The 24,513-nt window shown below is 71.2% G+C and carries 19 protein-coding genes; 11 read left to right on the forward strand and 8 right to left on the reverse strand.

From position 1 onward, the window contains the following. Window positions 1–101 precede the first annotated feature (101 nt). The 3 genes from ACT3UL_RS14015 to manA all read left to right on the forward strand — a co-directional run bounded on the left by ACT3UL_RS14015 (window position 102) and on the right by manA (window position 4,318). Window positions 102–1,853, forward strand: coding sequence for a pyruvate dehydrogenase (locus ACT3UL_RS14015; protein ID WP_444578865.1), 1,752 nt, complete (start codon window positions 102–104; stop codon window positions 1,851–1,853). A gap of 76 nt (window positions 1,854–1,929) precedes the next feature. Then, on the forward strand, window positions 1,930–2,991 hold the full coding sequence (locus ACT3UL_RS14020; protein WP_444578866.1) for a hypothetical protein: 1,062 nt from the start codon (window positions 1,930–1,932) through the stop codon (window positions 2,989–2,991). 22 nt (window positions 2,992–3,013) lie between these two features. After that, complete coding sequence (gene manA, locus ACT3UL_RS14025) at window positions 3,014–4,318, forward strand: mannose-6-phosphate isomerase, class I (protein ID WP_444578895.1); 1,305 nt, start codon at window positions 3,014–3,016, stop codon at window positions 4,316–4,318. A 9-nt stretch (window positions 4,319–4,327) separates the two neighbouring features. Here the strand turns inward: manA and ACT3UL_RS14030 are convergent, their stop codons facing one another. Beyond that, window positions 4,328–5,455: a MauE/DoxX family redox-associated membrane protein gene (locus ACT3UL_RS14030; protein WP_444578867.1), complete on the reverse strand. Its 1,128-nt coding sequence runs from the start codon at window positions 5,453–5,455 to the stop codon at window positions 4,328–4,330. A gap of 151 nt (window positions 5,456–5,606) precedes the next feature. Between ACT3UL_RS14030 and ACT3UL_RS14035 the strand changes: the two genes are divergently transcribed. The 4 genes from ACT3UL_RS14035 to ACT3UL_RS14050 all read left to right on the forward strand — a co-directional run bounded on the left by ACT3UL_RS14035 (window position 5,607) and on the right by ACT3UL_RS14050 (window position 11,728). Beyond that, a complete protein-coding gene (locus tag ACT3UL_RS14035) occupies window positions 5,607–7,082 on the forward strand; it encodes an aldehyde dehydrogenase family protein (protein WP_444578868.1) in 1,476 nt (491 codons plus the stop codon). Between the two features lie 242 nt (window positions 7,083–7,324). Then, complete coding sequence (locus ACT3UL_RS14040) at window positions 7,325–8,632, forward strand: M48 family metallopeptidase (RefSeq protein ID WP_444578869.1); 1,308 nt, start codon at window positions 7,325–7,327, stop codon at window positions 8,630–8,632. 116 nt (window positions 8,633–8,748) lie between these two features. Further along, window positions 8,749–10,179 (forward strand): MFS transporter, encoded by a 1,431-nt coding sequence (locus tag ACT3UL_RS14045; protein WP_444578870.1) that lies wholly within the window; start codon window positions 8,749–8,751, stop codon window positions 10,177–10,179. A gap of 382 nt (window positions 10,180–10,561) precedes the next feature. Further along, window positions 10,562–11,728: a hypothetical protein gene (locus tag ACT3UL_RS14050; protein ID WP_444578871.1), complete on the forward strand. Its 1,167-nt coding sequence runs from the start codon at window positions 10,562–10,564 to the stop codon at window positions 11,726–11,728. A 45-nt stretch (window positions 11,729–11,773) separates the two neighbouring features. On the opposite strand, the gene ACT3UL_RS14055 is transcribed toward ACT3UL_RS14050, so the two are convergent. The 5 genes from ACT3UL_RS14055 to ACT3UL_RS14075 are packed head-to-tail and all read right to left on the reverse strand — an operon-like array spanning window position 11,774 to window position 16,845. Further along, window positions 11,774–13,444: an MDR family MFS transporter gene (locus tag ACT3UL_RS14055; protein WP_444578872.1), complete on the reverse strand. Its 1,671-nt coding sequence runs from the start codon at window positions 13,442–13,444 to the stop codon at window positions 11,774–11,776. Window positions 13,445–13,484: 40 nt separating this feature from the next. Further along, window positions 13,485–14,276, reverse strand: coding sequence for an SGNH/GDSL hydrolase family protein (locus ACT3UL_RS14060; protein ID WP_444578873.1), 792 nt, complete (start codon window positions 14,274–14,276; stop codon window positions 13,485–13,487). A gap of 55 nt (window positions 14,277–14,331) precedes the next feature. Further along, on the reverse strand, window positions 14,332–15,282 hold the full coding sequence (locus ACT3UL_RS14065; protein ID WP_444578874.1) for a hypothetical protein: 951 nt from the start codon (window positions 15,280–15,282) through the stop codon (window positions 14,332–14,334). Then, window positions 15,279–15,731 (reverse strand): hypothetical protein, encoded by a 453-nt coding sequence (locus ACT3UL_RS14070; protein ID WP_444578875.1) that lies wholly within the window; start codon window positions 15,729–15,731, stop codon window positions 15,279–15,281. The genes ACT3UL_RS14065 and ACT3UL_RS14070 overlap by 4 nt, the downstream gene beginning before the upstream one ends. Before the next feature lie 10 nt (window positions 15,732–15,741). Beyond that, complete coding sequence (locus ACT3UL_RS14075; RefSeq protein ID WP_444578876.1) at window positions 15,742–16,845, reverse strand: alpha/beta hydrolase; 1,104 nt, start codon at window positions 16,843–16,845, stop codon at window positions 15,742–15,744. A gap of 505 nt (window positions 16,846–17,350) precedes the next feature. On the opposite strand from ACT3UL_RS14075, the gene ACT3UL_RS14080 reads away from it, so the two are divergent. The 3 genes from ACT3UL_RS14080 to ACT3UL_RS14090 all read left to right on the forward strand — a co-directional run bounded on the left by ACT3UL_RS14080 (window position 17,351) and on the right by ACT3UL_RS14090 (window position 21,306). Beyond that, complete coding sequence (locus tag ACT3UL_RS14080) at window positions 17,351–18,094, forward strand: GolD/DthD family dehydrogenase (RefSeq protein ID WP_444578877.1); 744 nt, start codon at window positions 17,351–17,353, stop codon at window positions 18,092–18,094. Between the two features lie 308 nt (window positions 18,095–18,402). Beyond that, complete coding sequence (locus ACT3UL_RS14085; protein WP_444578878.1) at window positions 18,403–19,485, forward strand: transglycosylase family protein; 1,083 nt, start codon at window positions 18,403–18,405, stop codon at window positions 19,483–19,485. 276 nt (window positions 19,486–19,761) lie between these two features. Beyond that, window positions 19,762–21,306 carry a sugar transferase gene (locus ACT3UL_RS14090; RefSeq protein ID WP_444578879.1) on the forward strand — a complete coding sequence of 515 codons (1,545 nt, stop codon included), beginning with the start codon at window positions 19,762–19,764 and terminating at the stop codon, window positions 21,304–21,306. Window positions 21,307–21,594: 288 nt separating this feature from the next. Here ACT3UL_RS14090 and ACT3UL_RS14095 read toward each other — a convergent pair whose 3' ends face one another. Both ACT3UL_RS14095 and ACT3UL_RS14100 read right to left on the reverse strand, forming a co-directional pair. Beyond that, a complete protein-coding gene (locus ACT3UL_RS14095) occupies window positions 21,595–22,080 on the reverse strand; it encodes an adenylyltransferase/cytidyltransferase family protein (protein WP_444578880.1) in 486 nt (161 codons plus the stop codon). A 166-nt stretch (window positions 22,081–22,246) separates the two neighbouring features. After that, window positions 22,247–22,786: a TetR/AcrR family transcriptional regulator gene (locus ACT3UL_RS14100; protein WP_444578881.1), complete on the reverse strand. Its 540-nt coding sequence runs from the start codon at window positions 22,784–22,786 to the stop codon at window positions 22,247–22,249. 177 nt (window positions 22,787–22,963) lie between these two features. Here ACT3UL_RS14100 and ACT3UL_RS14105 point away from each other — a divergent pair, with 177 nt between their 5' ends. Continuing rightward, a complete protein-coding gene (locus ACT3UL_RS14105) occupies window positions 22,964–24,481 on the forward strand; it encodes an MFS transporter (RefSeq protein ID WP_444578882.1) in 1,518 nt (505 codons plus the stop codon). Window positions 24,482–24,513 lie beyond the last annotated feature (32 nt).

Consider the following 24,513-nt stretch of genomic DNA (forward strand, 5'->3'; position numbering starts at 1 on the left):
CTGCCTCGAAGCCCGTCGCCGTGCCCACCTGCAGGGCTACGCTCGAGGGGACTAGCCCGTGCCGGGTGCCGCCCGGCTGACCTATCTCCAGGAGGTACCCGATGCCCCGCATGTCCTTCGCCCAGCTCCTCGTCACCCAGCTCCGTGACCTCGGTGTCGAGCGCATCTACGGGGTGGTCGGCGATTCCCTGAACCCCGTCGTCGACGCCGTGCGCACCACCGAGGGCATCGACTGGGTGCATGTGCGCAACGAGGAGGCCGGCGCCTTCGCCGCCGGCGCCGAGGCCCGGCTGACCGGGAAGCTCGCCGTGTGCGCGGGCTCGTGCGGCCCCGGCAACACCCACATGATCCAGGGCCTGTACGACGCGCATCGCGACGGCGCTCCGGTGCTCGCCATCGCCTCCCACATCCCGTCGGCCAAGATCGGCACCGGCTTCTTCCAGGAGACCCATCCCGAGATCCTGTTCCAGGAGTGCTCCCACTTCTGCGAGATGGTCAACTCCGGCACCCACGGCACCACCATGCTCCACATCGCCGTGCAGACCGCGATCGCCAAGAGCGGCGTCTCCGTGCTCGTGCTGCCCGGCGACGTCGCCGACGAGGAGGTCGACGGCGCGCTCACGAAGGACCTGGCCACCGACCTCGGCCGCGTCCAGCCCGCAGCGGCTCCCGTCGGCCGGCTCGCCGAGCTGATCGACGCCGCCGACTCCGTCACCCTGTTCACCGGGGCCGGGGTGCGCGACGCCCGCGAGGAGGTGCTCGAGCTCGCCGAGCGGGTCAAGTCACCGATCGGTCACGCCTTCGGCGGCAAGGAGTTCATGCAGTACGACAACCCGTACGACGTGGGCATGAGCGGCCTGCTCGGCTATGGCGCCTGCTACGACGCGATGCACGAGGCGGATCTGGTGATCCTGCTGGGCACCGACTTCCCCTACAGCGAGTTCCTGCCCGGGCCCGACGGGAAGAACCCCCCGAAGGTCGTGCAGATCGACGCCGAGGCCTCCCGGCTGGGCCGACGGGTGCCGCTGGACCTCGCGATCCACGGCGACGTGGCGCTCACCCTGCAGGCGGTGCTGCCGCTGCTGACCAGCACCAAGAGCCACCGTTTCCTGCACCGGATGCTCAAGGCCCACCACAAGGCCCTCACCGGCGTGGTCTCCGCGTACACGAAGAACGTGGAGCGCATGAAGCCGATCCACCCCGAGTTCGTCGCCGCGACGCTGGACTCCCTCGCCGATGACGACGCCGTGTTCACCGTGGACACCGGAATGTGCAACGTGTGGGGCGCCCGCTACATCACCCCCAACGGGAAGCGCCGCCTGTTCGGCTCCTGGCACCACGGCACCATGGCCAATGCGCTCCCGCAGGCCATCGGCGCCTCGAAGGCGTTCCCCGAGCGCCAGGTCATCTCGATGAGCGGCGACGGAGGGCTCGGCATGCTGATGGGTGAGCTGCTCACCGTGAAGCTGCACGACCTCAACATGAAGATCGTCGTGTTCAACAACTCCAGCCTCGGCATGGTCAAGCTCGAGATGCTCGTGGAGGGCCTGCCGGATTACGGCACCGATCACGAGCAGGTGGACTTCGCGGCGATCGCGAAGGGCGTGGGCATCGGCTCGGTGCGCATCACCGACCCCAAGAAGCTCACGAAGCAGCTGGCCGAGGCGCTCGCCACCCCGGGCCCGATGCTGATCGACGTGGTCACCGACCCTGACGCCCTGTCGATGCCGCCCAAGATCTCCGCGCAGCAGATCCGTGGTTTCGCGACGGCCTCGACGAAGATCGTGCTCGGTGGCGGCGTGGGCAAGATGCTGGACATGGCGGCGACGAACCTCCGCAACATGCCCCGGTGAGGCTGCGCCGATTGCGGGCTCGTCCTGTGGAATGCTGGGCGCTCGGGGTCGTTCGTCCACGGAAGGGTGCTGCACCATGGCTTTGATCCATCCGCGCAGCCTGGAGCGCTGGCAGGAGTGGAGGTCCACCCGGCGGCGTGCCCCGGGCGTCCATGAGGAAGGTCGCAGGGCTCTGCGGCCGCTGCGCCCGCGGACCGTCCCCAGCGGGTACGTGCTGCACACCCGGGACGGCGAGGCGGGCGCGACCGGCCGCGTGCTGCTCGGCGTCGACCTCCCCGTGGGCACCACCCCGGAGGGCCTGCTCGCCGCCCTGCCGTACATGCACGGTCCGGCCATGGTGCTGACCAGGGCCGGGACCGACCTGGACGAGGTCGCCGGACCCGAGTGGCGGCACGAGTCCGTCCTGGATCCGACCTCGGCGTTCGAGGGCGCCGGCATCACCTCCGTGATCACGCTCGGCTGGCACCTCGGCATCGGCCATCTGGTCCATGAATGGGCGCTGGGGGCCGGTGTCCCGGCGGCGGTCGTCCAGGACGACGTGCTCACCCCGTACGCCGCCCCGCTGCCCCCGGAGACCACCGTGCTGGCCTGGTCCGAGGAGGACGGCGACTTCCATCGCGCCCAGCGCGACGACATCGACGTGCGGGTCGTGGGCTCGCAGCGCCTGTGGCAGGCCGCCCACGAGGGCCCCGTCGACAGGGGCGGGCTCGAGGATCAGCCGGTGTTCCTGGGCCAGCTCGGCGCGATCGAGCTGCCCCGCCGCCTTCCGCTGGCCACCGCGGACTCGTACTGCCGTTCCGCGGGCGCGCTCTACCAGCCGGGGCTCCTGGAGACCGACCGGATCGCGCGCGCCGCCCATGCGCTCCTGCACCGGCGCGGCATCGAGTTCCAGCCCAGCGGCATCGCGGTCAGGGACCAGAACCGGCCCATCGTCTCGATGCTCTCCGCCGACGTCCTCGAGGCCGCCGTGCGCGGGCTGCCCGCCTGGGTGCACGGCCCGAAGCTGCCAGCCTGGGTGCATGAGCACTGGGAGCGGTACGGCATGCGGCCCACCGGCGGCGACCCGACCCCCGCTCCGCCTCTGGCCGCGGACGAGCCCGCCCGGCTGATCGCCCAGATCCTCGAGGGCACTGCGTGAGCGTGGAGGGCGCTGCGTGAGCATGCTGGACCTGGAGAGTCATCTGCAGCATTACGCCTGGGGCTCGGAGACGGAGATCCCCGCGCTCCTGCGGAAGGCGCCCGACGGGAGACCGTGGGCAGAGGCCTGGTTCGGCGCGCACCCGATGGCTCCGTCGAGCATCACGGGAGGGCCGAGCACTGCGGGAGGTGGAAGCACCGCGGGGGGTGAGAGCCTCGATGCGCTGATCGCCGCCGATCCGGTGCGCATGCTGGGTGCCGACGTCGGCCGGGCGTTCCAGGGCCGTCTCCCGTACCTGCTGAAGATCATCGCCGCCGAGCGCCCGCTCTCCCTGCAGGTCCACCCCACGCGCGCCCACGCCGAGGAGTCCTTCGCGGCGGAGAACGCCGCCGGGCTTGCGCTGGACTCTCCGCGGCGCACCTACCGCGATGCGAACCACAAGCCGGAGATGCTGATCGCTCTGACGCCGTTCACCGCGCTGTGCGGGTTCCGGACCCCGCGCCGGGCCGCCGTGATCCTGGAGGGCCTGGGCACGGCGCTCACCGACCGCCTGCACAGCCTGCTGGTCGCGAACCCCACCGCGCACGGCATGCGCGCCGCCTTCCGCACCCTGGTCTCCGCCTCGATGCGGCCCTCTCCCGAGGCCGTGCACGAGGTCGTCGACGCCTGCCGGGCCCGGGCGGAGGCGAATGCCTCGCCGTCCCCGCGCATCGATCGCTTCGTCGCCCTGCTGGCCGCCCACCATCCCGGGGACCCGGGCGTGGTCGCCGCGCTGCTGCTGAATCCGGTGACCCTGCAGCCGGGGGAGGCGATGTACGTCCCGCCCGGCGCGCTGCACGCCTACCTCCATGGCACCGGTCTGGAGGTGATGGCCACGAGTGACAACGTGCTGCGGGCTGGCCTGACCCCGAAGAAGGTCGACGCCGACGAGGTGCTCCAGTGCGTCAGCGTCACCGCCGCGCCGCCGCTGCGGGTCGCGCCCGAACGGCAGAACCCGACCTCCGTCGCCTACTACGCACCGGTCGACGACTTCGAGCTGGCGATCACGCAGCTCCCGCCGGCGGACGGCGCGGGTGCAGGGCAGAGCGGTGCTGGGCAGAGCGGTGCAGGGCTGAGCGGTGCGGGGACGACCGGCGCAGGGGCGGGCGGTCACCCGATCCCGGGGACGGGGCCCCGCATCGTGCTCGCGCTCGAGGGGGAGATGACCCTGAACACGGCGTCCGGGACCCACGCGCTCCCCGCCGGGAAGGCGGTCTTCATCCCGGCGGCCGACGGACCGCTCACCGCCCACGGTGCAGGACGGTTCGCCCAGGCCAGCGTGCCCTGACCCGGAGTGTCAGCCTTCGGGGATCGGGAGCTCCCCGTCGGCCTGCGCGCTCTGCAGCTGCTCCTGGATCTCCTGGACGAACGCGATGACGTCGCTGCCGCCGGTCACCGGTCCGCCGGCGAGCATGCCGTCGGCCCCGAGGAGCACCGCGCTGGGGGCGCCGCGGCTCCCGAGCGCCTCCCGGGCGCTGAACACCGGATCGTGCAGGGCGTGATCGCCCACCCGGGCGAGAGTGCGCTCGCGCAGCTTCTCCAGGGGCCGGGAGAACACCGTCTTCACCTGCATGAACGGGGAGAGCGTGGTGATCCATCCCGGGACCTCGTCGAGCACCCGCTCGCAGGGGCCGCAGCCCTCGCTCACGAACACCAGCAGGGCGGCCTGCTGCGCGCTCAGAACGCGCAGGGTGACCAGGGAGCCGTCGGGCCGCTGCAGCACGCCGGCGGGGACGGCGTCGCGCTCGTAGTCGAGCAGCTCGCCCTCGTCGTCGATCTCGGACTCGTCATGGACGGGAGTGCCCACGCCTGCACGTGCGCTGGCACTGGCGCCGGCACCGGCGGCGGGGGCCCGCTCGCCGGCAGGACCACGGGCGCCGGCGGCCGGGGAACCCTCCTCGGCCTCGGGCGTCGTCCCCCCGAGCGACAGCACGGTCAGCACCACGGCCAGCAGGAGCACGACGCCGAGGTTCACGAGCGAGAGCGGCTGCTGCACGAGCACCGCGGTCATGGACCCGGAGGCCGCGGAAAGGATCGTCAGCAGTGCGAGCGCCGAGAGCAGCACGTTGCGGCCCAGCGTGACGCGGGAGACGGTCGGGGAGGCGAGCGTGCCGAAGCAGGAGCACTCCACGGTCTCGTCCCAGGTCAGCGCCCGCGCGATGATCACCAGATAGGTGAGCATCAGCGCGGCGACCAGGAGCGAGACCATCACCTGCAGAGGGACCGCGGGCACCCAGAGGATCAGGGCCAGCACGATCTCCGCGACGGGCAGCACCGAGGCGATCGACCCGTGGAACGGGCGCAGCGGGATCCGCAGCGACGTCATCGCATCCTCGGTGCCCTGACGTGCCCCGAGCTTCGCCAACCCGGAGATCAGTAGCGTCAGGGAGAGCAGGATCGGTGCCGCGATCAGCACAGTCGTCATCGATGTCCTCCTTCGTCGGCCCGCGCGTCGGCCCGAGGTCCACCTCCAGTATCGGGCATCGCGCCGCATCGTCCGGGACCCGGATTCCGCGCGGAGCGGACGCAGGGACCGCTCACGGCCGGCGCCCGGGCGAGGGTTCTACGCTGGGACCATGGCGACCGACGCGCACCCCTCGACCTCCGACGCTCCCCATGCCGGCTCCACGGACTCCACGGAGTCCGCAGACCCGGCATCCGCTGTTCGGTGCGAACGGATCCTCGAGGACGTCGCAGCCCTGCGAACCTCGTTCGACGCCGGCAGCACGCGCAGCATCCGGGCGCGCCTGAACCAGCTCGCGGCGCTGCAGAAGGGTCTGCGCGCCGAGCGGGGCCGGCTCACCAAGGCGCTCGCGCAGGATCTGGGTAAGTCCCGCCTGGAGAGCGCGATCACCGAGCTGGGTGTGGTCAGCGAGGAGATCTCGTACGTCTCCAAGCACCTCAGGAGCTGGCTGCGGCCCGAGAAGTTCTCGATGGGTCTGCTGCTCGCCCCCGCCTCCGGGGAGCTGCACCGCGAACCGCTGGGCACCACCTTGATCATCGCCCCGTGGAACTACCCGGTGAACCTCACCCTCGCGCCCGTCGTCGCGGCGATCGCCGGCGGGAACACGGTGCTGCTGAAGCCCAGCGAGGTGGCCCCGGCGACCTCCTCCGCGATCGCGTACCTGGTCGCGGCCCACCTCGATCCGGACTGGGTGCGGGTGGTCGAGGGCGGTGTGGAGGAGACCACGCTCCTCCTCGAGCAGCGCTTCGACCTGATCTTCTACACCGGCAACGCCACCGTGGGCCGCATCGTGGCCCGAGCCGCCGCCGAGCACCTCACGCCCACCGTGCTCGAGCTGGGCGGGAAGTCCCCGGTGTTCGTGGACGACGGGGCGGACCTCGCCGTCGCGGCGCGACGCATCGTGTGGGGCAAGTTCACCAACGCCGGCCAGACCTGCATCGCCCCGGACTATCTGATGGCCACCCCGCGCACCATCGAGCGCCTCGTGCCGCAGCTGCGCAAGGCGGTGCGGGCGATGTACGGAACCCGTCCGGAGCGGGCCCGCGACTACGGCCGCATGGTCAACCGCAAACACTTCGACCGGGTGCACGCCCTCATCGACGACGACCGGGCGATCATCGGCGGCACCGGCACGGCGGACCGCCGCAACCGCTACCTGCCGCCCACGATCCTCACCGGCGTGGACTGGGACGATCCGGTGATGGACGAGGAGATCTTCGGCCCCGTGCTGCCGATCCTCGCCGTCTCCGGGGCCGACGAGGCGATCGCCCGGATCCGCGAGCGCGAGAAGCCGCTGACCGCCTACGTCTTCACCTCCCGCCGGACGACCGAGGAGCGCTTCGCGACCGAGACGTCCTCGGGATCCCTCGCGATCGGCCTGACCCTCGCCCACATCGGCACCCCGACCCTGCCCTTCGGCGGCGTGGGGGAGTCCGGCATGGGCGCCTACCACGGGCGAGCGGGGCTGGAGACGTTCACCCACGCCAAGCCGGTCGCCCGCAAGCCGCTCACCCCGGACACCCTGAAGCTCGTCTACCCGCCGTACAAGGGCGCGAAGAAGGCCCTGCTGGGCCGGCTGTTCCGCTGAGCCGACCGGGTCGCGAAGCGGCCTGTTCCACTCGGCTCAGGGGATCCAGGGCGCAGGGATCCGCCGCACGGTGGAGCAGGGTCCGCCCTGCGGTGGACCCACCCCCGCCCTTCGGCTCGATCTGCTCGGCCCTGCGGCCATGATCAGCCCGAACGGGGGCCACGAGCTGGCGCCGCCCAGGCTCGAGTTCTACCGTCGGTCGCAGCGACCCACCACGGGCCGGCCGACGGAAGGACCCCACCATGACGATCCCGCCCCCAGGAGCTCCGCAGCACCCCGGTGCCGAGGAGCACGGTGCGCCCCGCAGCGAGGCGCCCGACCCGTTCCACCCGGGCGATCCCACCCTCGTCAACGGCTCCACCATCCACGGGTTCCGCGGACAGAGAGCGATCCGCCACCCCTGGGAGATGCGTCTGCTGGTGCTCGGCGTGGTGCTGACGATCCTCGGGTATCTCCTGTGGGCCGCACTGCTGGTCACCACCGGCTACCTGTACTTCGCCGAGGGCCAGCGGACGGTCAACGAGCTCTGGAAGTACGTCAACATCGTGCCGTTCATCGCGCAGCTCGTGGCGATCCTTCCCCTTGCGCCGCTGATCTTCTGGTGGGTGCGCGCCACGATGTACGCGCAGCTGCGCACGAACGCGGTGCGGATGAGCCCCACCCAGTTCCCCGAGGGCTACCGCATGGTGGTCGAGGCCGCCCAGCAGTACGGGATGCGCCGCGTTCCCGACGCCTACGTGCAGCTGGGCAACGGCACGATCAACGCCTTCGCCTCCGGTCACGGCTTCCGTCGCTTCGTGGTGGTCTACTCCGACCTGTTCGAGATCGGGGGGAGCGTGCGCGACCCCGAGGCGCTGCGCTTCGTGATCGGCCACGAGGTGGGCCATCTCGCGGCCGGTCATGTCTCCTACTTCCGCCTGGTGTTCACCACGATCATCAACATGATCCCGATCCTGGGCCCCGCGCTCTCCCGCTCCCAGGAGTACACGGCGGACAACTTCGGCTACTCCTACGCCCCGGCCGGCTCTCCCGGCGTGGTGGCCGTGCTCTCCGGCGGCAAGTACTTGAACGCCGAGGTCAACGTCCACGAGCTCGCCGATCGAGCCGCCACCGACCCCAGCTTCTTCGTGCACTGGGTGAACCTGCTGTCCTCCCACCCCGTGACGACCTGGCGCGCCCACTCCCTGCGCGACCGCTCCAAGCCCGGCTCGCTGTGGATCCGTCCCTCCGGCACCGCGTTCCAGTCCCCGCTGCCCCCGGGGCACGTGTGGTCCTCGCGCTTCCCGACCCCGGGCGACGCCCTCGCGATGCTGGACGACGCCGATCGCCGCCGCCCCGCCGGCAGCGCCGGCCAGTTCGGCCGCTTCCCGGGGGCCGACTACTCGGCGCGCCCCGCCGCCCGTGACCTTCAGCTGGCCGCGCCCCAGCTCTCCGGTCGCACCGGCTACGTGATCCCGGCCGGGCCGTACCGCGACGATGCCCGTGAGGTGCCACGCCCGGCAGCGGCGGATTCCCAGGACTGGATGGGCGGGCAGCCGCCGCAGGACTGATCCGCCCGCCGCAGCCGCCCACGTGCCGGGTCCCCGAGCCCAGCCCGTGGGCGGCGCGCTGTCCCTCTGCTCACCTCGGCCTCCTCAAATCTGCAGTGGATGCATAAGGTGGCCAGGTGATCCCTGACCCCAGTGCGCCGACTCCTCCGGTGCGCCGCAAACCCCTGCTCGCCGTCCTCCTCGCTCCTCTGTTCATGGCGCTGATCGCCGTGAGCGTCATCAACGTCGCACTCACCGCCATCGGCGAGGGTCTCGACGCCGATTCCGGCGGGCTGCAGTGGGTGATCTCCGGCTACGCGCTCGCCTTCGGCATGCTGCTGGTGCCCGCCGGTCGTGCGGGAGACGCCACCGGCCGGCGCCGCATGTTCATCATCGGCGTCGGGATCTTCACGCTCGGCTCCCTGCTCAGCGGTCTCGCCCCGAACGTCGAGATGCTCAACCTCGCCCGCATCCTGCAGGGCATCGGCTCGGGCCTGCTGAACCCGCAGACCGTCGCCCTGATCCAGCAGCACTTCCGCGGTCAGGACCGTGCCCGCGCCTTCGCGCTGCTGGCCACCACCGTCGCCGTCGCGACGGCGATCGGTCCTGTGATCGGCGGTCTGCTGATCCAGATTCTCGGCCCCGAGCAGGGCTGGCGCTGGATGTTCCTCATGAACATCCCGATCGGTCTGGTCGCGATCCTGGGCGCCTTCAGATACATCCCCGACGACAAGGCACGCGGTCGCAGCCGGCCCGACCTCGACCCCATCGGCACGGTCCTGCTGTGCCTGGCGATCCTGGGCGTGATGCTGCCCTTCCTCGAGCGCGGGGCGGGCGCTCTGGTGTGGCTGTCGTTCCCGGTGGGGCTGCTGATGCTGGGGCTGTGGTGGTTCTGGGAGCAGCGCTACAAGCGCGCGGGCAAGCCCCCGATGGTGGACACCGCGATCTTCTCCAACCAGGCGTTCCGCAACGGCATCCTCGTGGTCTCGGTGTACTTCCTCGGTGCCACCAGCGTGTGGATCATCGTGCCGCTCTACCTGCAGATGCACCTGGGGCACACCGCGTTCGAAGCCTCGCTGATGGGCCTGCCCTCCTCGATCGCGGCGGCGATCTCCTCGCAGATCGCCGGGCGCTATGTGCTCACCTTCGGCCGACGGATGGTCATCGTGGGCTTCGCCGTCGCCTTCTGCGGCCTGCTCGGCACCGGCCTGCTGGCCGGGTTCGTGGAGAACGGGGTCGTGCCCTTCTGGTGGCTCGCCGCACCGCTGACGCTCATGGGTCTCAGCCAGGGCATGACCATCTCCCCGAACCAGACCCTCACCCTGAACTCCGTGGACCCGAGGTTCGGCGGGGTCGCCGGCGGTATCCTGCAGCTGGGTCAGCGCATCGGTGCCGCCATCGGCACCGCGATGATCCCGGGCATCATCTTCTCCCTCACCGAGGGCGGGCACGACTGGTTCGAGGCCTTCATCATCGCGATCGCGATCATCATGGCGCTCACGCTGGCCGCGATGGCCGTGAGCTTCGCGGACCGGGCGCGCGAGAAGGCGAATCCCGGAGCGCTGTAGATCTGGGCCGCGGCCAGCCAGGAGTGCTGCCGGCCCGGGACGTAGTACCAGGGATCCGACGGGGGAGAGCACTATGGGGCCGCGACGACGCGACCGCACGCCGGGCGGCAGCCAGAGCACTGGCCGCCGTCGAGGCCGGGATCGAGGTCAGGGACATTCGCTGGAGCTCGGCTGGGGCGAGGACACCGACCCCTCGGCGCCGCCGACCACCGCGAAGACTGCTCCTGCCACGGCACCGCGAACCGCCGCCGCACCGCACACCACAGCGGGGCAGAGCGGCGAGATGCGGCAGGAGGAGCGAGGGGACGGTGGGCCGCACCGGGCCTCCGCCTGGAGCCGTCTGTCCAGGCGCAGGCGCGGTCTGATCGCTGGAGCATCCGTCGTGCTGCTCCTCGCAGCGCTGGTCGTCGGCCTGCCGCGCCTGCTCACCGCGACCGTCGACCCGGAGTCCGTGGCGACGGACTTCCTGCAGGCGATCGTCGACGGTGACCTCGAGGAGGTGCGCGAGCACGTCGAGCACGCGCCCGACGCGAGCGGCGCGGCCCTCACCGCGGAGATCCTCGGCGCCGCGACGGATCGCCTGGACTCCTTCACCATCGACGACGTGGACGTCGGTGCCGGGATCGCGACCGTCACCGCGACGCTCTCGAACGGCTCCGAGCACAGCAGCACGCGGCTCGCCCTCACGTCGCACGCGGACAGTGCCTTCGCCCCGGTCGACTGGGAGCTGGCGCCGGTGCACCTGCCGGAGTTCCTCATCGACATCCCGCTGGGGATGCAGGAGATCCGGATCAACGGCGTGGCGCTGCCGATCGAGGACCTGATGTTCGAGGCGAACCTCTACTCCCCGCAGATCGCCGTGCAGCTGCTGCCCGGCACCTACGAGGTCACGGTCGCCGCGCCGGGACCCTGGCAGGACGAACCAGAGGTGACCATCGAGGCGCCGCCCGTGCTGGGGACCTGGCGCAAGCCGGTCGGCGAGCTGCAGCCCGTTCTCAACGAGGCGGGGCACCAGGAGGTGCGGAAGCGGGTCGATGAGCTGCCTCAGGAATGCCCGGGCACCGCATCCGACGTCGCCGAGGACTGCCCGTTCACCGTCTCGGACGGACTGGCGTCCGACGCTGCGGAGTCCAGTGATGCGGAGTCCGGCACGTCGGAGGCTGACCCCGCTGGACCTGGCGACAAGATCTCGGAGGCTCCGGGCATCTGGGTGCTGGACGACCCGATGCAGATCGACGTCAGCAGCTCAGGCGGCTTCCTTTTGTCCGTGACTGCGACCGGGACGGCGACGTTCTCGCCTGACGGCGCCGCCCGGAGCCGAGGTGACGATGCGCCTGGCATCCAGGAGCCGGTCCAGTTCAGCGGCATGGCGTACTCCCGACCCTCCGGAGAGCTGCGGCTGGCGCCGGACTCCCCGAACGGATTCTCCTATACCTACTGTGACGATCCGGAGTCCGGGGACGTCGTCGGGATCGTGCTCCTGGACGGAGAGGTCACCTCACGCGACCTCGTGGAGCTCTGCGAGCCGGGCATCGTCGCCGGGGTGTGATGCCGCTGAGTTCTCGCTGGGCGAGCGGCTCGCGGGGCACGAGCCTCAGTCGACGACAGAACGGTCCGTGATGTCGTGATCCTCCGGACCCGGTATCCCGCTCGCCGGCCCCGCCCCGCCCTCGGGAGCGACGTCGTCCGGGCCGGAGGATGCATCGCCCGCCACGACCGGTGCGTCGCCGGCGTCAGCCGGGTTCCGCCGGATGAACAGGGCGATCGCCACGGTCACGAGGCCCAGCACGGCGGAGATCGTGAACGCCACGGAGGTGCCGTCGGCGATCCCGGCGAGGTGGTCGCCGCCCGATTCGACGGTGCCGCGGGAGACGCGCGCCATGATCGAGACCATCAGGGCGGCGCCCGCGGCCCCGGCCACCTGCTGCACGGTGCCCACGATCGCCGAGCCGTGCGGGTACAGCCGCCGTGGCAGCGATCCCATCGCCGTGGTCATCAGCGGCGTGAACACGAACGCGAGCCCGAGGGACATGATCACGTGGCCCACCACGATCAGCCAGGCCTGATCGGGCACGCGGGACATGATCCCGATGCCGACCACGACGGCCACCAGGCCCGGGACCAGCAGAGGCCGCGGCCCGACCTTGTCGAACAGGCGGCCCACCAGCGGTGCGAGCAGACCCATCGCGAGCCCGCCGGGAAGCATCATCAGGCCCACCTGGAGGGTGGTCAGCTCCAGCACGCGCTGCAGGAAGATCGGCAGCAGCACCACGACCCCGAACATCGACCCCATCATCACGATCATCAGCGCGACGGCGACGCTGAAGTTGCGGGTCGCGAAGGTGCGCAGGTCCAGCAGGGCCCGCTCCACCCGCTGCAGCAGCACCTGGCGCCACCCGAACAGCGCCAGCGAGACCACGCCGACCACGAGGCAGACGATCGCCGCGGTGGGTGCCCCGCCGGAGGCGGCGTCGGCCGCACCGGAGCCGCCGTGCCCGCCGCCGGAGATGCCGGTCAGGCCGTACACGAGGGTGCCGAAGCCGACGCCGGACAGCAGCACGGAGAGCAGGTCCACCGGCTGCGAGGTCGCCTCGTTGACGTTCTCGATGCGGCGCAGCCCGAACCCGAGCGCGATCAGCGCGAACGGCAGCACCAGCAGGAACAGCGCGCGCCACGGCGCGAAGGACAGGATGAAGCCCGAGATCGTGGGACCGAGCGCCGGGGCGACGGAGATGACGATCGAGATGTTGCCCATCACCATGCCGTGCTTCGAGGGCGGCACCAGGTTCATGACCGTGGTCATCAGCAGCGGCATCATGATCGCGGTGCCCGAGGCCTGCACGATGCGGCCCAGCAGCAGCGGCAGGAACGCCGGCGAGACGGCGCAGATCAGCGTGCCGATCGTGAACGTGGTCATCGCGATCCCGAACACCTGGCGGGTGGAGAACCGCCCCATCAGGTAGCCGGTCGTGGGGATGACCACGGCCATCGTGAGCATGAACCCGGTGGTCAGCCACTGCGCGGTGGTCTCGGCCAGGTCCAGGTCATCCATGATCGGCGGCAGCGCCACGGACAGGATCGTCTCGTTGAGGATCACCACGAACGCGCTGATCAGCAGCAGGATGATGACGCTGCGGTTGCGGGGGTCGATGGCGTCCGACGCGGCGGGGCGGGTGGGCGCGGGGCCGACGGGAGAGCCGGTCGACGAGGAGTTCTCGGGGGCGGACGATCCGGTGTGCTCGGACGCGTCGTCGAAGGTGTGCACTGGAGAAGAGTAGGCGCCGGGTACGACAGGAGACCAGGGGTTAATCGGCGCGCAGCAGCTCCTCGAGGGCACGCGCGATCGCCGTCATGCCGGCTCGATCGGGGTGGAACGAGGCGCCGGTCCTCAGCGGGTCCGTGTGGAAGGGCTGCACCCACGGTTCGCTCGCGCCGAGAGCGTGGCCGGTGCTCAGCGCGGAGGCGCGGAGGAGGTCGGCGCCCGTGGACTCGGCGGCGTCCGCGAACGCCCGTGCGATGGCTCCCTGGATCGCGAGCAGATCGGTGATCTCGGCAGACGTGAACGATGCGGTCCCGCTGGCCGCGGTGCCCTCGTCGAGCACGGTCAGGTAGTCGACGAGGACGACCCGGGCGTCCGGGGCCCTGCGCCGGGTCTCCTCGACGATCCGCACCAGGCCCTCGGCGGCCGCGGTGACCGCGGCGTCGGTCGGAGCGGGGATCCCGTGCGGGAACTGCGCCCCGAGCAGGTCGAGCAGGGGCGAGGCAGGATCGTGACGCCGCCACGCGGTGTGGAGCATCGCGCCCGCGAACTGGAGGTCGTTGCCGCCTGCGGTCACGGTGACGACGTCGGCGTCGGCGGGGACGCCCTCGAGCTGCGGGGCGAGCTCCCGGCCCTCCATGGTCACCTGCGGGGTGTCCACGATGTTCGCCGTCGTCGCTCCCGAGACCGTCCGGTCCACGAGCCGCGCGCCGAGGAGCTCTGCGAGCTGGTGCGCGTAGTTGCCGGCGGAGCGCTGGGCCTCGTGGTCCACGATCGGGTCGATCCCGGGGCCGGCGGCGAACGAGCTCCCGAGGGCGGCGAGGAGGAGGGATGTCATGCGGTCATCGTGTCACTGCCCCGGCCGAGGATCGCGGGATCGCGGGATCGTGGGTTCACAGGGCGCGCGGGGTGCGCGGAGCACGCGGGGTGCGCGGAGCCCGTCGGCCCCGACCCAGCTGCCGCCACCGCTCCAGCGGCAGGAACGCCGCCCAGCAGATCACGGTGGGCAGGAAGTGGATGCCCAGCAGCACGAGCGTGGCGAGATGGAAGCTCATGTACAGGGCGATCGCGATGTACAGCGCCCGGCCGCGCAGGAAGAGCACCACGGGGGAGAGGGATTCCAGAGCGAGGCCGCCCCACTGCGCCGGCACGAACACCCAGGGGGTGTGCTCCACCAGCCAGTGCGCGAGCAGACTGCCGCGGCGCAGCGACGCCCAGGTGAGGATGGCGCTGTTCCCCCAGGCCGCGAGCGATTCCGTGTAGAGGATCTTGGGCACGATGGAGAAGAAGTAGGTGGCGACCACCGCGAGCTGGATGCAGCGCAGCGCCCAGCCGGCCGCCTCGCTGCGCGCCTCGTCCAGGGGCGCGCCGCCCGCAGCGGGGTCCGTGTAGTCGGCAGGGCCGACGGGGTCGGCATGGCCGGCAGAGTCGACAGGGCCGGCGGGGCGAGGGGCCGACGGGGTCGCGACCGTGGGCAGCACCGCCACCGCGACCATCAGCGCCATGTGGTCGTGGGCGACGTAGCCATAGCCCTGGCTGTAGAACATCCATGCCCAGAAGGCGATCGCCACCACGGTGCCGGAGATCCGCGGCTTCCAGCCGGCCACCGCCGCCACGCAGGCGACGAGGATCACCGCCCGCAGCAGCTGCGCGACCAGCGGGGTCACGGCCGGGACGTGGAGGATGCGGGCCAGCAGCAGCGGCGTGTAGAAGTCGCTGTTCCCGGCGAGGGCGATCACATCGCCGGACAGGGTGAGTATGTCCAGCACCACGAAGGCGTACACGAGCACGCGCAGCACCTGGACCCGGGCGACGGGCAGGGTGGGCAGCAGGATCGATCTCATGCGGCCGTCCACCTCGTGACCTCCACGAACTGCACCTCGCCGTGGGCGGTGCCGTCGCGCAGCGGGGTGATCCGCTGGCACAGCACGAGCGCCGTCAACGGCTCCTCGTCCGCATGACGGCGGTCGTACTCCGCCGCGAGCGGGGCGAGCAGCTCGGGGTCCGCCACGATCGCGCTCTGGGTGTTCTCGACATCGGCCCGGGCGATCCCCACCGAACGGGGGCCGAAGGGGATGTCGAAGGGCTCCTCGCCCGCGCGCTCCCCCTGGAGGCAGGTGTTGACCACCTGCCCGTTCGGATCGGTGCCCGAGGAGAACTGGTCGAGCACGCCGAAGGGGAAGAGGTCGTTGGATCGCGTGAGCTGGCCGGTGACCAGGACGGCGAGGCAGGCCAGGATCGCGAGGACGCGCCAGATCGCCCCGAGGGGGCTGACGGAGCGCGGTGGTGTCACACCGAGAATCCTAGGGGCGTTCGGCCAGCAGCGATGCCAGTTCGTGCAGCATGGTCGGCTGCCACCACGCCCAGTCGTGGCCGCCGCTGTGCACGGCCGAGCTGGCATCGATGCCGTCGGCCCGCAGCGTCTCCACCAGGTCGTGGGCCTGCTGCGCCATCGTCTCCTCGAAGCGGCCGGCATGCAGTCGCAGCCGCACCGGGTGCTCCCCGCCGGCGCGGCCCAGCGGCCCGGCCAGCGCCCCTGGTGCGTAGCGCCATAGGGAGGTCGACTGCGCGATCGCCGCGCCGATCCGCTGCGGGGCCCGCGCCAGGGCGAACAGGGCGGTGAGGGCACCGAAGCTCGAGCCGGCGACGATCGTGCGCGCGGCGTCCTCGACCACGGCGACCCGGGTCCGGCCGTCGCCGAGGCCGTGCTCCTGCAGGCGGGGCACGAGCGTCTCGGCGATCCAGCGGGCCTGCCCGCCCGGCACTCCGAGCACCTCCTCGCGCCGCGGACCGGATTCCACGAACACCGCCGCCAGCGGGGGCAGTGCCCCGCTGGCCACCCCGCGGCGCAGGCCCGCCGGCGTGCCCAGCTGGTCCACGTGCTGCAGCCCGTCGGTCACCACCAGCAGCGGCAGCGGGGCCGACGGATCGAGGTCCTCGCAGCCCGGATCGCCGGGACGCGAGGCCCACCAGCGGGTCAGCGGCTCCTGCGCCGTGGTGTCCAAGGTGTGCAGGAGCGGCGAGGGCTCGCCGTCCCGTGTCGTTCCCAGGGCGAACGGGCCGTCGTCCGGGACGGAGACCACCGCGCGCAGCGCACCTCCGCGCCCCGCCCGGTGCCGACGGGGATTGGAGAGGTCGGAGACCACGGCGGCACCGGGGCTCTTGAGGCCGGCCTCCCACCACGGCGGCTCCCCGTCCTCGAGATGCTCGACGTAGCCGTAGGTCGCCCGCCAGTCCGCGGGGACCTCGAAGGTCCCCTCCCACCAGCCGTCCCCCGTGGGCAGCAGATCGCAGGCCTCCCGGGGCTCGGGCCGCCACCAGCCGTTGGCCTGCAGGGCGACCGCCCGGGCCGCGCGGGCCGCATGCCGGAAGCGCACCAGCGCGGTGTCGCCGTCGCGCGCGAGCACCCGGGGCCCCTCGCCGCCGACGGGGGAGCGGCGCTCCTCGAGCCGGGCCGGTCCAGCTCCCGGCTGGTCGCCGTTCCCTGTGCCTGTGCCTGTGCCTGTGCCTGTGCCTGTGCCTGTGCCTGTTCCCGTTCTTGAACCTGCCCCTGCCTCTGTTCCCGTCCTTGACCCTGTTCCCGATCCTGGCGGGGTGGCGACGACGTCGTCGCGGCGCACGATCGACACCGGCTGCTCGCGTCCCTCGGCGCGGGGCAGGGGCTGCCACGCTGCGGACGGGAAGAGGGCATCCGCTGCTGGCTCGCGTGCGGGCTCACTCTCTGCATCGGCAGCGGGGTGCGAGGTCATGTGCGGCTCCACGGGGTGAGGACTACGGTGTCGGGAGACACTGGGAGGACCAGGCAATCACATCGCGGGCCCGCCGTCACCGGGAACGCGCATCATCGGCCCTCTCCGCGGCCGAGCGCGCGTCCCTGCCCCGAGCCGGCCGGCGGAGGACAGGAGAACCTTCATGACCACCGACTTCACCGATCAGATCGCCGTGATCACCGGCGCCGCCGCCGGGATCGGCCAGGCCATCGCCACCCACCTCGCCGAGCGCGGCGCCCGCATCGTGGGCGTCGACATCGCCCCCGCGCTCGCCGACGCGATCGCCGCGCTGCCCGGTGAAGAGCACCTGGCCGTGACCGCGAACATCGCCGACGCCGCCGCCGCGCAGGACGCGATCACCCGCGTCGTCGCCGAGGTCGGGACACCCCAGATCCTCGTGAACTCCGCCGGTATCGGCCGCTTCGCCCCCGGCGAGGACCTGTCCGAGAAGGACTGGCAGGCCACCCTCGCGGTCAACCTCTCCGGCAGCTTCTTCATGACCCAGGCCGCCGGCCGCGCCATGCTCGAGGCCGGCTACGGGCGCATCGTGAACATCGCCTCGCAGGCCGCCGGGATCGGCCTGGTCGAGCACGCCGCCTACTCCGCCTCCAAGGCCGGGGTGCTGGGGTTCACCCGCGTGCTGGCCGTGGAGTGGGCCAGCCGCGGCGTGACCCTCAACGCCATCTCCCCCACGATCGCCGACACCGCCCTGGCGCGGGAGATCTGGGTGGGGGAGAAGGGTGATGCGGCGCGCGCCCAGATCCCCGCCGGGCGGTTCGTGGCCCCGGAGGAGATCGCCGCCCTCGTGGCCTTCCTCGCGAGCCCGGACTCCGCGATGATCACCGGGGAGGACATGCGGATCGACGGTGGCCGCTCGGTGATCTGACCCGTACGCACGGGGGCAGGCGCGCGGTGCAGGCAGGCCCCCGCGACTGTGCGGGCGCGGCCCTTTGTACTCAGTAATTCCCGCGGTGTCATTCTGGATTCCGGGAGTTTCGGTAAAAGAACCCTAAAATTAGCGGTCGGGATTGGTCTGCAAGCCTTTTCCGGGAGGTGCGCCCGGGGCACGGTGGCAGGAGCCCGGAACGGGCGCGCGGGCTCATGGCCTGCGTGCACGCTGATCGGACGGCGCTGGATGGCCCGTCGGAAGCGTCCGTTCCGTGCGCTTCCTCATCCTTTCCCCAGGAGTCCCCGATGTCCGCATCACGCCGAATCCCTTCTCATCGTGCCGATGGTTCCGCTGTCTACTTCCGCGGTGTGCGCGTGGCGCCGAAGGTGGCCGCAGCGACCGGGGGCGCCGTCGTCGCCGCCGGCCTGAGCGTGGCCGGAGGCGGGGTCGCCGTCGCCGACAACTCCGTGTGGGACAAGGTCGCCCAGTGCGAGTCCGGCGGCAACTGGGCGATCAACACCGGCAACGGCTACTACGGTGGCCTGCAGTTCTCCAGCTCCACCTGGAAGGCCTTCGGCGGCGGCCAGTACGCCTCGACCGCCAACAAGGCCTCGAAGTCCGAGCAGATCGCCATCGCCCAGCGCACCCTGCAGCAGCAGGGCCCCGGCGCCTGGCCCGTCTGCGGCAAGCGCGCAGGCCTCACCAAGGCCAACGGCGGCGCTGACTCCAACGCCCAGCCCGGCGGATCCACGGGTGGCGGCTCCTCCCGCGACGATGATCGCGAGAGCCCCTCCACCTCCGGGCTCGCGGTCGACGGCAAGTTCGGCCCCGCCACCACCCGCGCCGTGGAGTCGTGGATCGGTGTGAGCCCCAACGGTTACCTCTCCACGAGCGACATCAAGGTCCTGCAGAAGAAGGTCGGCGCCACCGCTGACGGCAAGATCGGCGCGAAGACCACCGCCAAGCTGCGCGCCGCGATCGGCCTCACGAGCAACGGCGCCTGGGACTTCCGCACCAACTACTCCACCACCAAGGCGCTCCAGTCGTTCCTCAACAGCGGCGCCCCCGCCAAGAGCGCCCCGGCCCCGAGCGCGCCGTCGACCGACGGCTCCTCGAGCTCCGCGAACCTCGTGGTGGACGGCAAGTTCGGTCCCGCCAGCACCCGCGCCCTCCAGGCCTGGGTGGGTGTGGCGCAGGACGGCTCGCTCTCCTCCAGCGACATCAAGGCCCTGCAGTCGAAGGTCGGTGCTACGGCCGACGGCAAGATCGGCTCCGAGACCACGGGCAAGCTGCGCGCCGCGATCGGCCTGAAGAGCAACGGTGTGTGGGACTTCCGCACGTCCTACGGGACCGTCAAGGCGCTGCAGCAGCACCTCAACACGCACTGATCGACCTCTGACGCCGCGAAGCCGGCGCGAACCACGCATGACGTGGTTCGCGCCGGCTTTTTCCATGCCCTGATGGCGGGGCGAGGCGCGCTGGTCGACGTGCGCCGACCGACACCCTTCACATCGGTCATAACGGATGTATAGTGACGTAACGGGCGAAAGCCGCGAAACGGACATTGGACGAACTCTCGGGTCGCAACGGTGCGATGCGAGGAGTCGACATCCAGGCTGATCTCGCGCGAGGCGTCCGCACGACGTCTCCCCGAAAGGCTTCTCATGTCGGTTCAGCAGGCCATCACGGCTGTCGACGCTCCTCATGCGGTGAGCGTGCCGGTCATCGAACGGGTGGCTGCGCCGCTGGCCACGCCCCTGACTGCGCCGTCCCGGCGGCGTCGGCGACGGGCCCGGCGGGGGGATCTCCTCATCACCGGGTCGCTCCTCCTCGCCGATGCCATGGTCATCGCTCTGGCATGCCTGATCGCGTTCGTGATCCGCCAGAACCTGGAGTTCCTCGACAGCGCCCCCGGACTGTCCGGGACGGTCGTGCACAACAGCATCGTCATCGGTGCGGGATGGATGCTCGCGATCGTGGTGTTCGGGGGCGTCAATCCCCGCCTCATCGCCAGCGGCGCCGAGATCTACCGCAATGTGCTCACCGCCTGCGTGGGAGCGGTCGGCATCCTCGGCGCGATCCTCTTCCTCGCCGACATCCCGCTGTCACGACCCTTCTTCGTCACGCTCTTCCTCGTCGGCCCGCCGCTGCTGCTGCTCGTGCGCTTCGCGGCGCGACGCGCGGTCAACGGCGCGCGCGTCCGCGGGCGGCTGCGGCTCCAGGTGCTCGTCGTCGGATCCGCAGGGCACGTGAGCGGCATCGCTCGCACGCTGGCACGGGAGACCTGGCTCGGCTACGACGTGCTCGGGGCGGTCACACCGATGTACGAGGATGCCCAGGATGAGGAGGCCGGCGTCCCGGTCCTGGGGGATGAGTCCCGACTGCTCCCGCTGGTGCGGAGCAAGGAGCCGGACGTCGTCCTGTTCACCGCGGGCTCGTCCGCCAGCGCGGAGGAGTTCCGTCGGATCGCGTGGGAGCTGGAGGACCAGGACGTCGCCGTGATCGTCGTCCCCGGTGTCAGCGAGATCTCCGGCGATCGCATCAGGATGCGCCCAGTCGCCGGCCTGCCCCTGGTCCATATGGATCTCCCGCGCGCACGCAATGCCCTGAAGTGGACGAAGCGAGCCTTCGACATCGTGGCCAGCGCGACGCTCCTCATTCTGCTCACTCCCGTGTTCGCGGTCCTCGCGCTGAGCGTGTGGTGGAGCGATCGCGGGGGAGTGATCTTCCGTCAGGACCGAGTGGGACGCTCGGGAACGGCGTTCGAGTTCCTCAAGTTCCGCTCCATGGTGATCGACGCCGAGGCGCGCCGTGCGGAGCTCGAGCAGCTCGCCCGCGACAAGGGCAACGCCGTGCTGTTCAAGATGGCCGACGACCCCCGGATCACCCGGGTGGGCAAGGTGCTGCGGCGCTACTCGCTCGACGAGCTGCCCCAGCTGTGGAACGTGCTGCGCGGCGACATGAGCCTGGTGGGTCCGCGCCCCGCGCTGCCGCAGGAGGTCACCGGGTATGACGAGGATGCCCGTCGTCGGCTGGCCGTCCGACCCGGCATCACCGGTCTGTGGCAGGTCTCCGGTCGCAGCGATCTGTCCTGGGAGGACACGGTGCGCCTGGACCTCTTCTACGTGGACAACTGGTCCTTCACCCAGGACCTCCTGATCCTCGGCCGCACCGTGCGCGCGGTCCTCGCCTCGCGTGGGGCGTACTGAGGGGTCTGACGGAGTCGACGGGCCGGGCCGGATGTCGGGCGCCCGCAGAGCGGCGGATCACGACGCGCCCCCGAGAGGATGAGGCACCGACCCCCTCTCGGGGGTGTCCACTTCTCCGGGTCCTCGGTGAACGGCAGGTGGTCGGGTCCGACGCAGCGACGTGGCGCCGGAGCCGCGACCTGGCACCGCACGAGATGTGTCACCGCACGAAGGACAAGGAGAGGTCGGCCCTCGGGATGGAGGACCGACCCGTCGGGCGATCGTGGGGAGCGGCCTGCGCCGCGGACGTCAGAGGGCGATGGCCGGCAGTGGCAGAACGGTGGAGCTCTTCTGTGCGGCGGCGGGCTGCGGTGCCGCAGCGGAGGTGATCGCCGAGAGTGCTCGTCGCAGCGTGGTGCTGGAGGTGTGCGCCGTGTAGGGGAAGTAGACGATCTCCACCCCGACCGCGGCGAACTGCTGCTCCAGTCGCAGGCCCTTCTCGGTCCCGCGCCAGTCGTCGCCCTTGAAGAAGTGGGTGAACCCGACCTCGTTCCAGGCGTCGAGCTTCGACGGGGTCGTCTCGATGTGCACGTTGTCGACGTAGCGGATCTGGCGGACGATCTCCGCCCGTTCTGCAGTCGGGATCACGGGCTCGATGCCCTTGACCTCGCGCAGCATCTCGTCGCTCACGACACCGGCGACCAGCAGGTCGCACTGCTCCTTGGCGTGGCGAAGCAGGTTCAGGTGCCCCACATGGAAGAGATCGAAGGCTCCTGCCGCATAACCGATCCGCATCCCTGAACTCCTTCGAGCGTCCTGAGCTCGCCCGTGCATGGGTGGCTCTGTCGCTCCAGCATAGCGGGCAAAGGGGTAGAAAGGGAAAAAACGGACATGGAAAGTCGTGAGGTCCAGCAAGTGGTGCGAGGTGCGCCGAGGCCTGACGGTCTGGCGCTGCGCGGAGTCAGGCCGGAGCGGCGTCGAGCAGGCGGTCGACGATCGGCAGCAGGTGCTCGACGGAGAACTGGTCCTCGCGGTCCGGGTGGATGCCCCCGCTGAGTGCGGCATCGAAATAGAGCCCGTCGCCGAGCAGGAGGATCGCGTGGGCTGTCGCCTCCTCGCCCACCTCCTCGCGGATCAGGGCGAGCCACTGCCGGCGAGCACGGGACATCGCGGCCCTCGCGTCGGCGTGGGATTCCTGGGCGAGCTGCGCGACGGCTACGAGGGTGCGGTCCAGAGGGCCGTCGGTCCAGACCGACGTGCGCACGTAGTAGCGGGAGGGGCCGTCCTGTGCGGCACTCATCTCCCGCAGGTCTTCGTCGATGAGGTCGTCGAGGCGGGCGATCAGGCCTGCCGCCAGGGCTTCTTTCGACGTGAAGTGGTAGAGCAGGCCGCCCTTGGAGACGCCGGCCCTCGCGGCGACGGCCGCCAGCGTGGTGGCGCGCTGGCCGTGCTCCAGGAGGATGGCCTGGTAGGCGTCGAGCACTGCGTCGCGAGCTGTCATGGGGTCGACCCTACTGGTGATCCGGTCCGCCCCCCACGGGTGATCTGACCCTCTCCCCCTGGAACTATACCGTCTGGACGGTTTAGTCTGCTTAGGTCGCCGTCCCGACCGGACCCGGCCCGGCTCGGACTCCTCGCGACATCGATACCCCCTTCGCATCAGAACTCGGAGTCCCCTGTGCTTCCCGCCGTCGACGTCACCGCCCCCGGGCGCGCCACGCGCTCGACCTGGATCGCGCTGGCAGTGCTCATGCTGCCCGTGCTGCTGGTCTCCGTGGACAACACCGTGCTCGCCTTCGCGCTCCCGGTCATCTCCGAGGCACTGGCGCCCAGCGGTCAGCAGCTGCTGTGGATCGTGGACATCTACTCGCTCGTGCTCGCCGGACTGCTGGTGCCGATGGGCGCCCTCGGGGACCGCTTCGGCCGACGTCGGCTCCTGCTGATCGGCAGCGCCGGCTTCGCGGCCGTCTCCGCACTGGCCGCACTCTCCCCGGACGCTCCCACGCTGATCGCCGCCCGCGCACTGATGGGGGTGTTCGGCGCCGTGCTCATGCCGGCCACGCTCTCCCTGATCCGCAACCTCTTCGAGGACCCGTCCCAGCGCCGCACCGCGATCGCGATCTGGGCCGCCGCGTTCTCCGGCGGCGCGGCCCTCGGCCCGATCGTCGGCGGGTTCCTCCTCGAGCACTTCGCCTGGGGCTCCGTGTTCCTGCTGGCCGTGCCCGTGATGCTGCCGCTGCTGATCCTCGGTCCGATCCTCCTGCCTGAGTCCCGGGACCCCGCTCCGGGCCCGCTCGACCCGCTCAGCGTGCTCCTCGTGCTGGCCACCATGACGCCACTCGTGTTCGCCATCAAGACAGCCGCGAGCAGCGGAGTGAGCCTGCTCGTGGTCGGCTGCCTGCTCGTGGCCGTGGTGGCAGGCGTCGCCTTCGTGCGCCGCCAGCTCGCCCGGCCCGTCCCGATGCTCGACGTCTCGCTGTTCACCCGGCCGGCGTTCACCGGCGCGGTCCTCGCGAACCTGCTCAGCGTGTTCTCGCTGGTCGGATTCCTCTACTTCCTGTCCCAGCACCTCCAGCTCGTCAGCGGCCGCTCCCCGATGGAGGCCGGCCTGGTCCTGGTCCCCGGGCTGGTGGTCACGATCGTCGCTGGGCTCGTGGTGGTGCGGATCGTGCGCCATGTGCCCGCGCACATCGTCATCAGCTGCGCGCTCGCGCTCAACGCGATCGCCTTCACCCTGGTCGCGCTCACCGGGAGCGGGGGGAACGACCTCGTGCTCCTGGCGGCCTTCTGCCTGCTCGGCGCAGGGATCGGGGCGGCCGAGACCCTCAGCAACGACCTGATCCTCGCCGCCGTCCCCGCCCAGAAGGCCGGCGCCGCCTCCGCGATCTCCGAGACCGCCTACGAGACCGGAGCTGTGCTCGGCACCGCCGTGCTGGGCAGTCTGCTCAACGCCGCCTACCGCCACCAGGTCGAGCTGCCCGCGGGGCTCACCGACGCACACCAGGAGGCGGCCTCCGAGACGCTCGGCGGAGCAGCATCCGTCGCGGGCACCCTGCCCGAGGCCGTGGCCGGCCCGCTGCTGGAGTCCGCGCGCACCGCCTTCGACTCCGGTGTCCAGCTGACCAGCGGCATCGGTGCGATCCTCATGGTGCTCGCCGCGATCCTCGCCCACCGCACGCTGCGTCAGGCGGGCTGAGAGCCCGGCGGCCCCGGCGCCGGCCCCGGCAC

The organism is Brachybacterium sp. 107 (assembly GCF_052379725.1).
In the GTDB taxonomy this organism is placed as follows: domain Bacteria; phylum Actinomycetota; class Actinomycetes; order Actinomycetales; family Dermabacteraceae; genus Brachybacterium.

Bases quoted from the DNA above. Each gene is read 5' to 3' on its own strand.
- ACT3UL_RS14035 (WP_444578868.1), top strand. From the start codon at position 5,607: ATGGCGACCGACGCGCACCCCTCGACCTCCGACGCTCCCCATGCCGGC.
- ACT3UL_RS14065 (WP_444578874.1), bottom strand. From the start codon at position 15,282: ATGAGATCGATCCTGCTGCCCACCCTGCCCGTCGCCCGGGTCCAGGTG.
- ACT3UL_RS14020 (WP_444578866.1), top strand. From the start codon at position 1,930: ATGGCTTTGATCCATCCGCGCAGCCTGGAGCGCTGGCAGGAGTGGAGG.
- ACT3UL_RS14085 (WP_444578878.1), top strand. From the start codon at position 18,403: ATGTCCGCATCACGCCGAATCCCTTCTCATCGTGCCGATGGTTCCGCT.
- ACT3UL_RS14015 (WP_444578865.1), top strand. From the start codon at position 102: ATGCCCCGCATGTCCTTCGCCCAGCTCCTCGTCACCCAGCTCCGTGAC.
- ACT3UL_RS14095 (WP_444578880.1), bottom strand. From the start codon at position 22,080: ATGCGGATCGGTTATGCGGCAGGAGCCTTCGATCTCTTCCATGTGGGG.
- ACT3UL_RS14080 (WP_444578877.1), top strand. From the start codon at position 17,351: ATGACCACCGACTTCACCGATCAGATCGCCGTGATCACCGGCGCCGCC.
- ACT3UL_RS14090 (WP_444578879.1), top strand. From the start codon at position 19,762: ATGTCGGTTCAGCAGGCCATCACGGCTGTCGACGCTCCTCATGCGGTG.
- ACT3UL_RS14040 (WP_444578869.1), top strand. From the start codon at position 7,325: ATGACGATCCCGCCCCCAGGAGCTCCGCAGCACCCCGGTGCCGAGGAG.
- ACT3UL_RS14030 (WP_444578867.1), bottom strand. From the start codon at position 5,455: ATGACGACTGTGCTGATCGCGGCACCGATCCTGCTCTCCCTGACGCTA.
- ACT3UL_RS14060 (WP_444578873.1), bottom strand. From the start codon at position 14,276: ATGACATCCCTCCTCCTCGCCGCCCTCGGGAGCTCGTTCGCCGCCGGC.
- ACT3UL_RS14100 (WP_444578881.1), bottom strand. From the start codon at position 22,786: ATGACAGCTCGCGACGCAGTGCTCGACGCCTACCAGGCCATCCTCCTG.
- manA (WP_444578895.1), top strand. From the start codon at position 3,014: ATGCTGGACCTGGAGAGTCATCTGCAGCATTACGCCTGGGGCTCGGAG.